The organism is Mycobacteriales bacterium (genome assembly GCA_036497565.1).
In the GTDB taxonomy this organism is placed as follows: Bacteria; Actinomycetota; Actinomycetes; order Mycobacteriales; family QHCD01; genus DASXJE01.
The window spans coordinates 1-16,342 of record DASXJE010000121.1; the positions used below are offsets into that span (position 1 = coordinate 1).

The window sequence follows — 16,342 nt, forward strand, 5'->3', positions numbered from 1 at the left end:
GTGCCGGGCCGGTGAACGGGTCCAGGGCGGTGCGCAGCACCGCCGCACCCTCCGCATCCAACCTGCCCCGGATCATCGTCATCCCGTCCTGGTCCCGGCTCAGCGAGAGTTCCCGGGCCCGGACCGCGTCCTCGTCATCGAGCGCGGCCCCGTCCGGGTCCAGGGTGGCGACCATCCGGCGGGCGATCTTCCCCAGCGTCGTCGTGTCCACGTCGCGGGCCTGCCCGGCCAGGAACGCCTCCGCGTGTTCGCGGGTGCGAGTGTCGACCCGGGCGGGGAGGCGGCGGATCGTCTCGCAGATCAGCCGGGCCTGCCCCGCCTCGATCGACCCCTCCGCCAACGCCGCCCCCGTGGCCGGGAGCTGGGCGGGCACCGTTTCTCCCGACGGGCCGACCCGGTCCAACAGTTTCTCCGCCGCCGTCACCCGCCAACCCGCCTCACCCGCGGAAATGTTGAGCACCTGCCGCAGCAACGCCGCCGTCGACGCCGCCCCACGAGCCGTGGCCAGCCGCCGGTCGTCGACCTCGGCGACCAGCCGCAACGACGCCGCCGACAACCGCCGCGCCGCCGTCTCCAGCACCTGCTGCAGGTCGAGCAGCTCCTCATCCCCGCACCGCCACAACGCCGCCCCCGCCAACCCATCGACCGCGGCAGTCAGGCAGCCGACCGCGTCCCACACCGGGTGCTCACCGGAACCGGAACCACTGACCATGCAACAACGATAGAACCAGCCACCGACAATTCTTCGAGCCCGGGAACCCCTGCCACACAAGAACTTTGCGTCACCCGATGATCGCTCACGGCATTAAGCGCGTGCTTTCAAGCAGCGTTACAAGGCGTGCCACAATGAGGCATGAGCGAACGCGACCGCGACCCGGCGGGTCGAGCACACAACGCGAGACCACGGGACGCATTCGGCCGGCCGTTGGCCCGCGGTGCCGCCGGAGTAGAACGCGTCGACGAAAGCCTTGTGCTCAGTCCGGCCGAGAGCATCGAGTACGCGCAGCGGTTTCTCGACGAGGACAAACCGTTCCACGCGCACGAGGTGCTCGAGGCGGCCTGGAAGTCCGCACCGGACGGCGAGCGTGATCTCTGGCAGGGGCTCGCCCAGATCGCGGTCGGGCTCACCCATCGCCAACGCCAGAACGGGAAAGGCGCCGTCACCCTCCTGCGACGGGGAACCGACCGGCTGCAGCCCTACGCCCTGACATCGCCGCACCACCTACGCGTTGCAGGCATCATCGCCGACATGAGCGCTCTCGCAGCAGACATCGAGCGGGACGGGACCGACACCGGGCCCGACCGAGCCCTCGTGCTGCTCGACCCGGCCCGACCGGAAGGCGGCGGGTGATCAGACACGGCGAGTACGAGATCGACGACAACCCGGACCGCATCGACGTCGACGCGGTCTGGGCTTACCTCTCGACCGATGCTTACTGGGGACGTTGGCGTCGACGGGATGACGTCGAGCGCCAGATCCGCGGCTCCTGGCGCATCGTCGCGTGTTACGACGACCGTGGCCGGATCGTCGGATTCGCCCGCGCGGTCTCCGATGGTGTCGCCCTCGCGTACCTCGCCGACGTCTACGTGCTCGACGAGCATCGCCGCCGCGGCCTCGGTGCGGCGATGGTCCGGGAGATGGTCGACAACGGCCCGGGTCGGGCGTTCCGGTGGATGTTGCACACCGCCGACGCGCACGGGATCTATCGCAAGTTCGGCTTCAGCGCACCCGACGAAACCTTCATGGAGCGACCGGGCAGCCTGGTCGCGGAGCATTCGCCCGACTAAGAGGCGTCCTCGGACTCGATGAAGTCCTGAAGAAGCGTGAGGGCACGCTGCCGCGACTCGCTGAGGTGGACGCGCATCGCCTGCGCCGCCGCTCGGGCGTCGCCGGCCGAAATCGCATCCGCGATCGCTTGGTGCTCCGCCATGGTCGCGTCGACGACCGGCGCGCGGCTCTGGATCCGGAGCATGTGCAGATGGCAGTGGGTGCGTTCGAACGCGGCCCTCACCTGCTCGTTGCCGCATGCGTCGAGGATGACGCCGTGGAAGCGGACGTCATGGTCGAAGACCTGTCGATAAGGCTCGGCGACCGACCCGTCGAAGGTTCGCCGTGCGTCGGCGACCTCGGCGACGAGCAGTGCCCCGCTCTCGGCTCCGGACTTCCGGGCGACCTTGCCGACCGCCCACGGCTCGAGCAGCCCGCGGAATTCGAAGAGCTCGTTGACCTGCTCGACGGTGAGTAGCGGGCTGGCGCGATAGCCGCGCTGCGGTTGCTTCGTCACCAGTCCGTCGGACTCGAGCCGCGCTAACGCTTCGCGCACGGGCGTGGGGGAGACACCGAGGTCGATCGCGAGACGCTCGATGGTGATCCGCTGCCCGGGGCTGATCGCCTGGCTCATCAGAAGACCGCGGATAACAGTCCATACGTCGTCGCTCAATGCGGCCCGACGTACCAGCGGCTGTGCCATGGGCAGCGGGTCACTCATCGGCTCGCTACTCTCCGCTCGATCCGTCGGCCACAGGCCTTGACATCAGACACACTACATCCTATAGATTCTCGCGGGCTGAACGCAGCCGCGAAGTGGAATCCCGCTGGTATCGAGTCGTGGAGGTGCCCGCAGTGTCCTTGTCGCGCCGCGACCTCCTGCGTGGCGTAGCGGGCATCGGGGCTGCGGCAGGCGGATCGGCACTGCTGTCCGGATGCGCCGGCAGCCGGAAGCCGGGGACGCTGCTCTACGGCTTCTACGGCAATCAACAAGAGATCGACATCTACCAACGCGTCGCAGACCTCTACCGCAAGCGCAACCCGCACGTGAAGATGAGCTACACCTTCGCCGATCCCGGCGGCTTCTTCCAGAAGCTGCCGCTGTTGTTCCGCTCCGGGTCGGCGCCCGACGTGTTCATGGCGGCCGAAAGCTGGGTGTCCGGGCTGTCGAGTCTGGGCGGCTACGCCGATCTCAGCAGCGACATGCGCCGCGACGGGCTGTCGGAATCCACCTGGCTGCCCGGGGCGATCAACGCCGGGAAGGTCGGCAAGAAGATCCTCGCGCTGCCGGTCGTCGTCTATCCGAAGGGCATCGCCTACAACGAGACCCTCTTCCGGAAGAACCATGTTCCGACTCCGACCGCGTCGTGGACGCAGGCGGACTTCCTCCGGGCGGCGCGGGCGGTCCAGGCCGGCTCCGGCGCCCAGGGCGCGTGGGGGATGAACAACAGCTTCGGCACCACCCAGCCCTATGACCTCGTGACGCTGTACGGCGGGATGATCTTCGACTTCCTCACCCGCAAGATGACGGCGACCTCACCCGACGTGGTGCGGGCGGTGCAGTTCGTCGGCGACCTGATCACGAAATACAAGGTGACGCCGAACGCCGCGGAAAACCAGGCGCTGCTTGCAGGCTTTCCCACCGGAAGCTTCGGCATGGACATCTTCGCCGGATACGACACACAGTCGTGGACAGATGAGATCGGCGACAAGTTCGCCTGGAACATCGCGCCCTACCCCGTCGAATGGCGCGGGACCTACCAGAACAACAACGTCGCCATCTTCGACGGCACGCCGAACCGCGCGGCGGCCTGGGACCTCGCGAAGTTCATCGCGACCGACCCGGAGGCGCAGAAGATCCAGGGCGAATTCGCCACACCCGCACTGGCCGGCGCCGCCCGAGGATGGGTGCAGACCCTTCCGAAGGAATACCGCCGACTGCACTGGCAACCACTGATCGATCGCCTGAATCAGCAGGGCGTGGCCTATCAGGGTGGCGAGTTCAACAAGGTCTGGGACCTGATGGGACAGAAGGTTCAGGCCGTCGAAGACCAGGGCGCGTCGGTCCGGTCCGCGATGGACGACGTGCAACGGCGCGGTGCCGCGATCCTGTCGACCCAGCAAGGGTGATGACGATGGCCACCACAGCGATCCGCACACAGAGCGACCGTCGAGGGTCCACCGGGACGACCCGCTGGCGACGGATCCGTAGGTCGGAGTCGGCGGCCTTCTATCTCTTCATCTCGCCATGGCTGATCGGCCTGGTCGCGCTCACGCTCGGACCGATGCTGTTCTCGCTGTACGCCAGCTTCACCCGGTGGGACGGCGTCCACTCGCCACACTTCATCGGGCTCACCAACTACCGGGTGATGTTCACCGGCGATCCGGATTTCCTGCCCTCCCTGGGCCGGACGTTCTACTACGCCGGAGCCCGGGTCGTCGTCGGCGTTTGCCTCGCGTTGCTCCTCGCCGCCATGGTCAACGTTCGCCTTCCCGGTCGGGCATTGTTCCGCTCGATCTACTTCCTGCCCACCGTGGTCACCGGCGTACCCATCTTCGTCGTGTGGACCTGGATGTTCGACCCGACCAACGGCATCTTCAACTACCTGCTGAGCAAGGTCGGCCTGCACGGGCCGGAGTGGCTGGCCAGTCCGCACTGGGCGATGCCGGCGCTCATCGTCATGAGCCTGACCGCCACCGGGGGAGCGATGGTGGTGTTCCTCGCCGGCCTGCAGGGCATTCCTGCGGAGCTGTACGAGGCCGCCACCACCGACGGCGCCGGATGGTGGACCCGCTTCCGGCACATCACCGTGCCGATGCTGTCGCCCGTCATCCTCTTCAACGTGATCATGGGGATCATCAGCGCCCTGCAGGTGTTCGCCGAACCCTTCGTCATGACCGGGGGCGGTCCGGTGCACTCCACCTACGTCTTCGGGCTCTACCTCTACGACGAGGCCTTCAACTACTTCTCCTTCGGCTACGCGTCGGCCATGGCATGGGTCCTGCTGGTGATCACCGTGGCGCTCAGCGGGCTCGTCCTGTGGTTCGCCCGAGGACGGGTCTACTACGCAGGAGGGGAGCAGTCGTGAGCACCATCCCGCTGCAGACCGCACGCCCGACGTCTGCGCCACCCACACCGGGACCGCGACGACTGCGTCTGGTCAGCCGCCGCGGCGTCTCGGCGATCCCGCTCTACGTACCGCTCATCATCGCGGCCGTCTTCTTCGTCCTGCCGTTCGTCTGGATGATCTCCGGCGCGTTCAAGACGCCGAGCGATGTACTCAGCTTCCCGCCGAAGCTCATCCCGCATCCGGCGACGCTCGCGAACTTCCGTACGGCGGCGGGCGACGTTCCTCTCGGGCGCTACTTCTTCAACTCGGCGTTCATCGCCATCGTGTCGACCATCGGCGCGCTCTTCTCGTCGTCGCTGGTCGGCTTCGGGTTCGCTCGGGTCCGTGGTCGCGGGCGGCACATCTGGTTCGGCGTGCTGCTGGCGACGATGATGATCCCGTACTACGTCACGATCATTCCGACGTTCTCGCTGTACCAGTCGATCGGTTGGCTCAACACCTACCTCCCGCTCACGGTCCCGTCGTTCCTCGGTGTCGGCGGGGGTTTCTACATCTTCCTGATGCGCCAGTTCTTTCTCGGGATCCCGCGCGACCTCTTCGAGGCGGCCCGGATCGACGGCGCCGGACTGCTGCGCAGCTACCTGCAGATCGCACTGCCGCTCGCCCGGCCGGCGCTGATCACCGTCGGCCTGTTCCAGTTCGTCGCGTCGTGGAACGACTTCTTCGGCCCACTCGTCTACCTCAGCGACTCGCGCATGTACACCCTGCCCGTCGCCATCCGGTTCTTCCAAGGCCTGCATACGGCGGACTTCGGTCCGATGATGGCCATGACCTCGCTGACCGTGCTTCCGGTCCTGATCCTCTTCCTCGTCGCACAGCGCTTCTTCGTCCAGGGCATCGCCACCACCGGCTCCACCGGCTGAGCCACGCCCTCCTCTCTCCTTCATGATCAAGAGGGGATTCCGATACGAAACGCCGTACGAATCCCCTCTTGATCATGGGAGTAGGGGTGTCCATCGCGCGCGATGTCGTTCGTCGTAGTGGTGATCGACCACTCGCTGTGGTGACCACCGATGATGGAGGACGGACGTGGATACGACGACAAACCGGATCAGGCAGATCGGCCTGGTGATGGTCCCGTCGACCGACCAGGACCGGTCGATCGAGTTCTACGAGGCACTCGGGTTCGAGAAGCGCCAGGACGTGCCGTTCGCCGACAACCACCGCTGGGTCGAGGTCTATCCGCCGGAGGGTACGACGGGCATCGCCCTCATTTCCACCCGGCCGGAGGACCGGAACGGGGTCCAGACCGGCATCCTGCTGAGCGTCGATGACATCGACGCCACCCATCGGCGGCTACGGTCGGCCGGGGTCGATGTCGACGCGGAGGTCGCCCGCAAGGGTGGGTCGACGGCGATTCGGCTCGGGGCCGCGGAGTTCGTCGATCCGGTGCCCTCGATGTTCTGGTTCCGCGATCCCGACGGAAACACCTTGTTGATCGTCGGCGCGAACTGAAGCCGGTGACGGGTCGTTGACTGTGCTGGAGCAGGAGGAGGAACGATGAAATACATGCTGATGATCTGCGGCGACGACTCCGTCGAGCTCACGCCCGAGGAGGAGGCGGCGATGGGGCCGGACACCGAGTCCTGGGTGACCGAGATGGACGGTCGCGGTGTTCGGCTCGAGGGCGACCGGTTGCGGCCGGTGAGCGACGCGACGAGCGTGCGCGTGCGCGACACGGAGGTGCTGATCGTCGACGGGCCGTTCGCGGAGACGAAGGAACAGATGGCCGGGTTCGACATCATCGAGTGCGCCGACCTCGACGAGGCGATCGGGGTTGCCGCGAAGCATCCCATGGCCCGGCACGGTGTGATCGAAGTCAGGCCGTTCTGGCCGCTATGACACCCGACGCACGGGCGGCGGTCGCCGAAGCCTTCCACGAGGAGTGGGGGCGGGTGGTCGCCACCCTGATCCGGGTCACGGGCGACTGGGACCTCGCCGAAGAGTGCGCCCAGGACGCGTTCGCCGAGGCGCTGAAGCGCTGGCCCGACACCGGCGTTCCGCGTCGCCCGGGTGGATGGCTGACGACCGTGGCGCGCAACCGTGCCCTGGATCGGCTGCGCCGTAAGACGACCGAGGCGATCAAGCTGAAAGAGGTTGCCATGCTGTCGAGCCCGACCGAGACCAACGACGACGGCAACGCCATCGGGGACGACCGGCTGCGGCTGATCTTCACCTGCTGCCATCCGGCACTGCCGCTCGACGCGCGCGTCGCCCTCACGCTACGGACTCTCGCCGGTCTCACCACCGCCGAGATAGCCCGGGCCTTCCTCGTGCCCGAGGCCACGATGGCAAAGCGACTGGTGCGCGCCAAGCACAAGATCGCGAACGCCAACATCCCCTACCGCGTCCCGCCCGCGCCACTCCTTCCGGTGCGGCTGACGGGAGTTCTGGCCGTGCTCTACCTGCTCTTCAACGAGGGTTACTCGGTCTCGGCAGGGGAGGAGACACTCCGCGAGAGCCTCAGCACCGAAGCGATCCACCTGAGCCGGGCGCTCGTAGAGCTGATGCCGGACGAACCCGAGACGGACGGGCTGCTCGCGCTGATGCTCCTGCAGCACTCCCGACGACGCGCGCGAATCGACGACGACGGCGAGCTCGTCACGCTCGAGGATCAGGACCGCACCCAATGGGACCGGGCGGGCATCGACGAAGCGGTCGATCTGCTCACCGACGCCTTGCGTATGGGGCGGGCGGGTCCGTATCAGCTGCAGGCGGCGATAGCCGCATGCCACGCCGAGGCGGCCGACTGGACCACGACCGACTGGGTCGAGATCGCCGCGCTCTACCAGCGGCTCGGCACCGTCGCGCCCTCTCCGATCGTGGAGCTCAACCGCGCCGTGGCGATCGCCATGGCTGACGGCCCGGCCGCCGGCCTGGCGATCGTGCAGGAGCTGGCGAACGCACCCGCGCTGCGCGGCTACTACCTTCTCGACGCGACACGCGCCGATCTGTTGCGCCGGCTCGGTCGTGGGCCCGAGGCCGCCGAGAGTTACCGCCGGGCGCTCGCACTGGTCGGTTCGGAGCCCGAGCGGCGTTTCCTGGAACGCCGGCTCGGCGAGGTCGCCGCCGACGACTGACATCCGTCGCCGGTGCTGCGTTTCTGGATTGTTACGGCGACGCTCTTGACCATTCCTCCCCGGCAACCTAGCGTCCCTGGATTGAAAGGTTTCAGCATATCGGGCGGATGAACGGTGGGCAGGCGTGAAAACCAGGTCGCTCGGCTCGACCCAGGTCGGATGTGTCGGTTTCGGCGGCGCACCGGTGTCCCTCCGCCCGGACCGCCCGTCCGACGACGAGGGCGTCGGTGTCGTGCATGCCGCGTTGGACGCCGGCATGACCCTCTTCGACACGGCTGACGTCTACACGCCGGCCGGAACCGGCAGCGGGCACAGTGAACGGTTGATCGCCCGCGCGCTCCGCGAGCGGAGCGGGCGGGCCGACGACGTTCTGGTCGCGACGAAGGGAGGGAAGTACTGGGACGCCGCGGGCGACGTACAGATCGATGCAAGTCCGGACCGGCTCAGAGCCGCCTGCGAGGCCAGCCTGCTCGCCCTCGGAATCGACGTCATCGATCTCTACCAGCTGCACGAGGTCGACCCGGTCGTCCCCCTCGAGGACTCCGTCGGGGCGCTCGCCGCGCTCCAGCGCGAGGGCAAGATCGCCCAGATCGGCCTGTGCAACGTGACGGTCGAGGAGGTCGACCGGGCCCTGGCTGTGGCGCCGATCGTGAGCGTGCAGAACCGCTATTCGCCCGCGGTCACCGACAGCGACCCGGTGCTCGACCGGTGTGCGGCCCTCGGCATCGCGTTCCTGCCGTGGGGACCGCTGACCGGCTTCCGCCCCGGTGATCCGAAAACCCCCGTTCAGGACCGGTTCGCAGCCGTCGCCGGGCGCCTCGGCGTGTCGGTGCAACGGGTGGTGCTGGCCTGGGAGTTGGCCCGCTCACCGGTGATGCTTCCCATTCCGGGGTCGACGCGTGTTTCCACGGTTGCGGACAGTGCCGCGGCGGCCGACCTGCCGTTGTCGGTTCACGACGTCGGTTGGCTCGCCGGAGAAACGACGGCGGCGACTCCTTGACACCCCGCCTGAGGGCCGTCTAGTTTCTGAAAACCAGTCTTTTAACGATTCAATCCCATCCACACAGACGACGGTGCCACCGTCCTCCGATGGCCGGACCTAGGGACCAAGTCCCATGACGCAGCAATCTCCTCGTAACGTGTTCGACCTGGCGGCCCGGTTCGCCGACGTCGACACGTCCTACGGGCCGGTGCCGATCTGGTGGTGGAGCGGCGCGCGGCTGGAGCGGGACCGGCTGCGGTGGCAGATGGAACAGCTCGTGGCCGGCGGCGTCACCCAGGCGGTCGTCATGTGTCTAGCGCCGCGCGGCCCGCTCTACGGCTCGCTCGCGGACGACCCGCCGTTCCTCTCCGAGGAGTGGTGGGAGATCTTCCTGCACGCCTGTGAGGACGCCTACGAGATCGGCTTCAAGTTCTGGCTCTACGACCAGTACGGCTTCTCCGGGGCCAACTTCCAGGGACAGCTGGTCGCCGCCCACCCGACCTGGGCGGGGCAGGAGATCGACCGGGTCCAGCGTGAGGTGGCCCAGGGGGAAACGGTGACACTGCGGCCTCCGGCCGGGTCGACCCCGATCGCCGCCTACGTGGTCGCACCCGGCGCGGCCCCGACGGCCGTCGCTCTGGCGGCGGACGGATCGGTCAGCTGGTCGGGCGGCGCCGGTCGCCTGGCCCTGTGTTACGCCCGTACCCGCGGCTTCGACTACTACGACCCCGCGGCGTGCGCGGCACTCATCGACACCGTGCTCGGGGAGTTCCGGCGGCGCGCGGACAAATGGTTCGGTCCCGTCATCACCGGCCTCTTTCAGGACGAGCTGCCCCACATGCCTACGTGGGGGAAGGAGTTCGCCGCCTCCTTCGCCGGGTCTCACGGCTACGACCTCGTCGAGCGGATCGCCTGCCTGTGGGAGGGCGACGACGATCGCGCCGCATCGGTACGCCGCGACTACCACGCGCACCGCGCCACGCTCGCCCGCGAGTCCTTCTTCGTGCCCTACGGCACCTGGGCGGCCGACGCCGGCCTGACCGCCGGGTTCGACCAGCAGACCCCGGCGCGGGAAGGCGATCCGGTCAGCGCCGCCGACCTCTACGGCGATTACCTGCGCACGCACGGGGTCTACAGCGCCCCCGGCAGTGACCACTGGGGAGACCCGAAGGTCCACAGTTCGCTCGCGCACGCCAACGGGCAGCCGCGCACCTGGATCGAGGCGTTCCACTCCTCGGGCTGGGGCGGCACCCTGGAGGAGACCTACGACTGGCTCGGCCCGTTCCTCCGGCGCGGCGCCAACCTCTACGACCCGCACGCCGTCTACTACGCGACGGTCGGCGGTTGGTGGGAGTGGGCGCCGCCGTCGACCTGCTGGCGACAGCCCTACTGGCCCGACTACAAGATCTTCTCCGACGCCGTCACCAGACTGTGCGCGCTGACCTCCGCCGGATCGCTGGTCGCCGACACCGTGCTGGTTTTCCCGACGTCCTCGGTGCAGGCCGACCTCCCGCTCGGCGGCGCGCACCCGCAGGCGCGCCGTACCTCCGACGTCTACCACCAGCTCAACGGGTCGACGTCGTGGTTCGACGAGCGCCCGGGCGTGCTCGACCGGGCCGGCCGCGACTACGAGATCTTCGACGAACAGACGTTGGCCGGCGGCGAGATCGACGGCGGCGTGTGGCGGGTGGCCGGCGGCGCGTTCCGCAACATCGTGCTCCCCGCCGCGACCGCGCTGGACAGACGTTTCGCGGGCAGGCTCGCAGAGTTCGCGACCGGCGGCGGCCGGGTCGTCTGCGTCGGCCCCGTTCCCGACCGCATCGTCGGCGCCGACTCGCCCGACGGCGCGGCCCTCGCCGCCGCGGTAAATGCCGGCCGGATCGACGTCGTGGACGACGCCGCCGACGTGCCCGGCCACCTCATGCGTGGTCCCGTCTCGGTCGAGTCCGACGCGCCCTTCATGCTCCGCCGCTACGGCGACACGCACGTGCTTCTCCTCGTGGCCCACGACGGCGACACCGGTACCCACATGCCGGTCTTCGCGGGGAGCGGGATCGAGGACCGCATCGCCGGCACCTTCAGCTGGCAGGGCTACTGGACGAGCTTCTCCGAGCAGGGCTACACCTTCTCGCCCGTCGGCGACCGGCGGGCGCGTGTCCGGGTCACCGGGGTGCCAGGTCATTCCGCGCAGCGCTGGGATCCGCGCTCCGGTGAGCGGGTCGACCTCCAGGCCGAGCAGGACGGCGATGAACTCGTTCTCGACGTCGCCTTCGCCGACGGGCCGATGGCGGTCGTCGTGCTCGGCACCGGCCTTCCCGAGGCAACCCGCACCGACCCGGGCGAGCATCCTGACGTCGTCGGGATCGACGGCGACTGGGAGATCGAGGCGCACTCCACCCTCGACAACCGGTGGGCCGACCTCGGTGATCCGGCGGACCGCGGCATTCTCCCGATCCAGGTCTGGCGCCTCGAGCACCGCAGAGCGGAGGCGGGATCGACCACCCCGCCCGCCGACGGATGGACACCGGCGCTCGCCACCTTCGGCCCCTACCTGCGGGTCACCGATCCGCAGCCGACCTGCGGTGGGCCGACGGACCCCGACGTCGCATGGCGGCCGTACGAGGTGTCGCTGTCCCGCGGTATCCGCAAAGACCCGCTGCACTTCACGAGCCTCGGCCCGAAGGGCACCGTGCCCGAGGAGTTCCTCCGCTGGGACGAGGTAGGCCCGGACCAATGGGTGGCCTTCGCCGCCACGCTCGACCTCCCGGAAGGTGCGGGGCGTCACTTCGTGCTGGGTGCCGCCGCCGACCGGAGGATCTTCCTCGACGGCACGTCCGTCGAGGCTGACGGCACGGGGTACTGGACCAGGTCCCCGGTCGCGGACGGCGCCCGTCATCTCGAGCTTCAGGTCTGGCTGCGCCGGGGCACCGGACGGCGCGGCACCGACGAGTCGGCGGGCGAACTCAGAGCCACCTTCGCCGTCGTCACCGACCTCGAACGCTTCAGCCGGCCGGAGTGGCTGGAGCCGGCCGACGGGATCCAGACAGCTGACACCGTCCGCTTCTCCACCACCGTCGACCTCGACGTCGTCCCCGACGACACCGTGGTGCAGATCGGCAGTGAGGGGCCGTGTTCGATCATCGTCAACGGAACCGAGATCGGCCGCCAGGGTGCGTTCGAGCCCTACTGGGCGCAGCGGCGTCCGCAGGTGATGCCCTACGACCTCGGTGGTTCGCTGCGTCCGGGCCGCAACGAGATCTCCCTACAGATCGACGATCTCGGGGGTGGGGTCGCGGCGCTCGTCGACAGCGTGGCCGTCGCCGACGGCGGCCTCGGGCTCACCACCCACCTCGGCTGGACCTGCGCGCGGGACGGGACCGAGGTCGGTCCACGCCTGCGGAGTGAGCAGTGGCTCGATCCCCGCTGGGTGTGCCTGCGCCCCCGACCGCACCCGCTGCCGCGGGCCGCATGGCTGGAGCCGGCGGCAGCAAGTGACGGTGTAGTCGTCGACGTGGTTCCAGACGCCTGGAACGACGGCGCCCGCACCGAGTGGTTGCGCTTCGTCGGCCCGGCCGGGGCGACCCGGATCCGGGTGCCGACCGCCGTACGGTTCACCGCCGTGGTAGGTGGAATGGAGGTCCCGGCGGCCGGGGACGGGACGGTCACGTTCGACCGGCCACTGCCGTTCGGCACGGAGGTCTGCCTCCGGTTCGACGCCGACGGTGGCCACCGGGTCGGCGGACTTCTCGCCGGGCCGCTGGAATGTGCCGTCAGGTCCGTCCAGGCACCCCTGGTCGAGTGGGAGGCGCTCGGTCTGCGTGCACTCGGCGGCTACGTGTCCTACCGCCGGCAGGTCGAGGTCGACGCCGTCGGTGCCGACGAGACCCTCGTCCTGGATCTCGGCGACGTCCGGGGGAGCGTCGAGGTGCGGGTCAACGACGCTCCGGTCGCCACTCTGATGTGGAGCCCGTACCGTGCGGACATCACCTCGCACCTGCGGTCGGGCACCAACGACGTCGAGATCGTCGTCCGAGGAACGCTGGCCGGATATCTCGATGACGCCTCACCGACTCCTGCCGTATACAAGGGGCAGGCTCGCCACGGTCTCCTCGGCCCGGTGCGACTGCTCCGCCACCCCATCACCCGACGAGCAACAGGACACGTACGTGGCTCATGAAGACACTCAACGCAGACAGGCGGGGCCAGTGAGCACCAGCGACGACCGCGCCATCGACGCCGGCGCGCGCACGTCGACCGGCGGCGGGTCTGTGGCACTCGGGCACGGGGGTTTGAGGTTCCGGCCCCGCAAACGCCTCTTCCGCCGGCATCTGATCACCGTCCTGATGCTGCCGAGCCTGCTGCTGATCGGATTGTTCGCCTACTACCCGGCCCTGCGGAGCCTCATCGGCGGCTTCTACAAGTGGAACGGGTTCTCGAAGCCCACCTACACCGGGATCTCGCAGTTCAAGCAGTACGTGAATTCTCCGACGTTCGCCCCGGAGGCGCGCAACCTGTTCCTGCTGGTGATCGGCAGCATCCTGATCACCCTGGTCTCACAGTTCGTCGCGGCCGAGGTCGTGTGCCACCTGCCCCGCAAGGTGAGCACGGTCGCGAAGTACCTTCTGACACTGCCCATCGTGCTGCCGCCCATCGTCCTCATCGACGTATGGGCCTACCTGTTGAACCCGACCGACGGCCTCATCAACAAATTCCTGCACACGCTCGGTCTGGGTCAGCCGGACTGGCTGACGAACAACCATCTCGCCCTCGTCTCGATCCTGCTCGTCGGCTTTCCGTGGGTGTCCAACCTGGGATTCCTGATCTTCCTCGGTGGCGTGCAGAACCTGCCGAGAGATGTCACCGAGGCGAGCACGATGGACGGCGTCGGCTGGCTGCGCCGGGTGTTCTACATCGACGTCCCGATGCTCATGCCGCAGTTCCGCATCGTCGTCGTGCTCTCCGGCGTCTACGCCGTCCAGAACTTCATCCCGATCCTGCTCCTCACCAACGGAGGTCCCGGAAACTCCACCATGGTTCCAGCGCTCGATATGTACCAATCGGCGTTCCAGAACAGCAATTACGGCTACGGCATGGCGATCGGAACGGCACTGTTCGTCGCCATGCTGATCTTCACACTCATCGCAATGCGGGTGCTCCGCCCGCGGACCTGATCAATCGCTACTCATGCAGGTGCCTCACTCGACCGGGCTTACCGGCACAGGAAAGGGAAAGTCATGATGGTTGCTGGCAAGAGGACGTTCGGCGTCCTGGCGGCGACAACGGCCGTTGCGCTCGTGGCGACCGGATGCCTCAGCAGCGGAGGAGGAGGCAACGGTTCGTCGGGAAGCGGAGTGACGATCCGGGCGATCCTGCCCCCCGGCACCGGTGAGATCACCTCGGCGCAGAACAGGGCGCTGAATCAGATCACCCACGAGTACGAAGCGGCCCACTCCAACGTGCAGGTCAACTGGTTGCCCAACTCGACCTCCTCGATCACCACGGCCAACGCCACGCTGGTCTCGCAGGCCGCCGGCGGAAGCGCGCCGGACGTCGTCTTCGAGCAGTACAACCCGCTGCTGTCCGGCTCGATCCCGAACAACATCCTGCAGGATCTGCGGCCCTACCTGAACAAGCCCAACCCCTATATCAAGGGCAACAAGAAGTGGATCGACAGCTTCCAGGAGTCGACGATCCCCTACATGACCTCACCCGACGGCAGCATGCGGATCCTGCTCGGGTCCAACGTGGAGACCGCCTTCTACTACAACAAGGCGGCGTTCGCGAAGGCCCACATCACTGGGGCACCCCAGACCTGGGCCGACCTGATGACGGACCTCGGCAAGCTCAAGAGTGCCGGCTACACACCGCTCGAATACGCTACCGGCGGCCCGTGCAACCCGTCCTGGTACGAGCGCCTCGCCGACACCCAGTATCTGAAGAACTCGCTGTCCAAGTTCATGGTCGACAAGTCGGTCGTCACCAGCGGCAAGGACGTGGCGTCCGGCATCGTCAAGGGCATCATCTCGATGAAGAACCCGGCCTACGCCGAGGTGTGGAAGATGCTCTACCAACTCCGGCCGTACATCTCCAAGTCCGGTGGTAGCTACGACGCCTGCTCGACGCCCAACGCGGTCAGCCCGCCGCTGTCCCCGCTGCCCCTGTTCACCCAGGGCAAGGTGGCCATGATGTGGGACGGCAGCTGGGCCATTCCGCAGCTCGACACCGCCGGCTTCACCGGCAAGTACGGGCTGTTCCCCGAGCCGACCGTCACGAGCGCGACGTCGCCGCACTCGGCGGGCATCAGCACCAAGGGCGTCATCGGAGGTCCCAACGGCGCCGGCCAGTGGTCGATCACCTCGAAGAAGGCCGACCAGTCGATGACCCCGGCCAAGACCAAGACCGTCATGGACTTCATGGCATGGCTCTACACGCCCCAGCACATCGGTGCAGAGGTCAAGGCGTGGGGGCAGGGCGGTTCATTCATCCCCACGGTGAAGGGTGCGCCGGTCCCCAACGTCTCCGGCCTCGCCTCGCTGGTGCCGGCGACTGCGCCGCCGACCATCGTCGACATCGCCCTCGATGACGTGCTGTCCACCGACACCACCAACACCGGGCTCCGGATGGTTTCGCAGCTCATGGCCGGCGGCGTCAGCTTCGACAAGTTCTCCACCCAGTGGGAGGCGCTGCTGCAGTCGGGAGCCAAGGCCTACGCCTCGGCGAACCACATCAGCCTGAAGTCACTGAAGTGAGGCAGTAGCAGATGGCAATGGCGACAGGCGTCTTCGGACGCCGTAAACGAGGGCTGACCGCGCTCACGCTCGTGGCCGGTCTGGTCATCGTCCTCCTGACCTACTTCCCGATCATCTTCGTGCTCTCCAACTCGTTGAAGACCGGGAAGAACCTGGCCACCGGAGGCGTGTTCGCGCTGTTCACGCAGTTCGAGACGCAGAACTACGTGGCGGCGTGGAAGGGGATCGACACTCCGCTGAAGAACACGGTCATAATCGCCGTGGCGTCGATCGTGATCGGGGTGCTGGCGGCGCTCCTGGGTGCCTACGCCTTTGCGCAGGCCGACTTCCGGGGCAAGTCGATCGTCTTCATGGCCTACATCTGCCTGCTCATGATCCCGTCGACGCTCACCATCATCCCGCTGTATCTCATGATCAAGGCCTTCGGGATCTACAGCACGCCGTGGGCGCTGATCCTGCCCTACGCGGCGGGTGCGCAACCCCTGCTGGTCCTGCTCTTCCGTGGGTTCTTCGAGCAGATCCCCAAGGAACTCACGGAGAGCGCCCGGGTCGACGGTGCCAGGGAATACCAGGTGCTGCTGCGGATCGTCGCGCCGTTGACCCGGCCGATCATCCTCACCGGGGCGATCCTG

General features: G+C 67.8%; 15 protein-coding genes. 13 read left to right on the forward strand and 2 right to left on the reverse strand.

Going from position 1 to position 16,342, the window contains the following annotated elements:
• Positions 1–712, reverse strand: a 712-nt coding sequence (locus VGH85_10780) for a DUF222 domain-containing protein (protein HEY2174283.1), incomplete at its 3' end; no start/stop codon positions are given.
• Positions 713–853: 141 nt separating this feature from the next.
• Between VGH85_10780 and VGH85_10785 the strand changes: the two genes are divergently transcribed.
• Complete coding sequence (locus VGH85_10785; protein HEY2174284.1) at positions 854–1,351, forward strand: DUF309 domain-containing protein; 498 nt, start codon at positions 854–856, stop codon at positions 1,349–1,351.
• Positions 1,348–1,788, forward strand: a complete 441-nt coding sequence (locus tag VGH85_10790; GenBank protein ID HEY2174285.1) for a GNAT family N-acetyltransferase — start codon at positions 1,348–1,350, stop codon at positions 1,786–1,788. Before VGH85_10785 ends, VGH85_10790 begins: the two co-directional genes overlap by 4 nt.
• Here the strand turns inward: VGH85_10790 and VGH85_10795 are convergent.
• Complete coding sequence (locus VGH85_10795; GenBank protein ID HEY2174286.1) at positions 1,785–2,489, reverse strand: GntR family transcriptional regulator; 705 nt, start codon at positions 2,487–2,489, stop codon at positions 1,785–1,787. The genes VGH85_10790 and VGH85_10795 overlap by 4 nt on opposite strands.
• Positions 2,490–2,623: 134 nt before the next feature.
• Between VGH85_10795 and VGH85_10800 the strand changes: the two genes are divergently transcribed.
• From VGH85_10800 to VGH85_10850, 11 genes are all read left to right on the forward strand, one after another.
• A complete protein-coding gene (locus VGH85_10800) occupies positions 2,624–3,898 on the forward strand; it encodes an extracellular solute-binding protein (protein HEY2174287.1) in 1,275 nt (424 codons plus the stop codon).
• 5 nt (positions 3,899–3,903) lie between these two features.
• The gene (locus VGH85_10805) at positions 3,904–4,857 is read left to right on the forward strand and encodes a sugar ABC transporter permease (GenBank protein HEY2174288.1); all 954 of its coding nucleotides are present in this window, start codon (positions 3,904–3,906) and stop codon (positions 4,855–4,857) included.
• Positions 4,854–5,762: a carbohydrate ABC transporter permease gene (locus VGH85_10810; GenBank protein HEY2174289.1), complete on the forward strand. Its 909-nt coding sequence runs from the start codon at positions 4,854–4,856 to the stop codon at positions 5,760–5,762. The genes VGH85_10805 and VGH85_10810 overlap by 4 nt, the downstream gene beginning before the upstream one ends.
• 166 nt (positions 5,763–5,928) lie before the next feature.
• Positions 5,929–6,354: a VOC family protein gene (locus VGH85_10815; protein ID HEY2174290.1), complete on the forward strand. Its 426-nt coding sequence runs from the start codon at positions 5,929–5,931 to the stop codon at positions 6,352–6,354.
• A 45-nt stretch (positions 6,355–6,399) separates the two neighbouring features.
• Complete coding sequence (locus VGH85_10820; protein HEY2174291.1) at positions 6,400–6,741, forward strand: YciI family protein; 342 nt, start codon at positions 6,400–6,402, stop codon at positions 6,739–6,741.
• Positions 6,738–7,979, forward strand: a complete 1,242-nt coding sequence (locus VGH85_10825; GenBank protein ID HEY2174292.1) for an RNA polymerase sigma factor — start codon at positions 6,738–6,740, stop codon at positions 7,977–7,979. Before VGH85_10820 ends, VGH85_10825 begins: the two co-directional genes overlap by 4 nt.
• A 124-nt stretch (positions 7,980–8,103) precedes the next feature.
• Positions 8,104–8,979, forward strand: a complete 876-nt coding sequence (locus tag VGH85_10830) for an aldo/keto reductase (protein HEY2174293.1) — start codon at positions 8,104–8,106, stop codon at positions 8,977–8,979.
• 115 nt (positions 8,980–9,094) lie between these two features.
• Positions 9,095–13,138: a hypothetical protein gene (locus VGH85_10835; GenBank protein HEY2174294.1), complete on the forward strand. Its 4,044-nt coding sequence runs from the start codon at positions 9,095–9,097 to the stop codon at positions 13,136–13,138.
• Positions 13,139–13,166: 28 nt separating this feature from the next.
• A complete protein-coding gene (locus VGH85_10840) occupies positions 13,167–14,132 on the forward strand; it encodes a sugar ABC transporter permease (protein ID HEY2174295.1) in 966 nt (321 codons plus the stop codon).
• 180 nt (positions 14,133–14,312) lie between these two features.
• Positions 14,313–15,710 (forward strand): extracellular solute-binding protein, encoded by a 1,398-nt coding sequence (locus tag VGH85_10845; GenBank protein HEY2174296.1) that lies wholly within the window; start codon positions 14,313–14,315, stop codon positions 15,708–15,710.
• Positions 15,711–15,721: 11 nt separating this feature from the next.
• The coding region (locus VGH85_10850) for a carbohydrate ABC transporter permease (GenBank protein HEY2174297.1) at positions 15,722–16,342 on the forward strand (621 nt) is incomplete at its 3' end.